Annotated in this window: 1 protein-coding gene; it reads left to right on the forward strand. The window is 52.4% G+C overall.

Going from position 1 to position 233, the window contains the following annotated elements; translation table 11 throughout:
• A partial coding sequence (locus GJQ66_RS13910) for an alpha-isopropylmalate synthase regulatory domain-containing protein (protein ID WP_306461827.1) occupies positions 1–233 on the forward strand: 233 nt, incomplete at both ends.

Here is a 233-nt window from a genome sequence, read left to right on the forward strand (position 1 = left end):
GAAAATTGGCGATCAGAAAATGTTGTCTGTCTCTGAAAGCATGGATGAGACAGGATCAGATCGCGGGCCCGTAAATGCGCTCTCCAAAGCCTTGGCCAAGGATTTGGGGCCGTATCAAAGCTATATCGACACGATCCGTCTGGTTGATTTCAAAGTGCGGATCACCCAAGGGGGCACCGAGGCGGTTACGCGTGTCATCATTGACAGCGAAGATGATACAGGGCGGCGTTGGT

The organism is Microbacterium sp. ZXX196, from assembly GCF_009709595.1.
Classification (GTDB): Bacteria; Actinomycetota; Actinomycetes; order Actinomycetales; family Microbacteriaceae; genus Microbacterium; species Microbacterium excoecariae.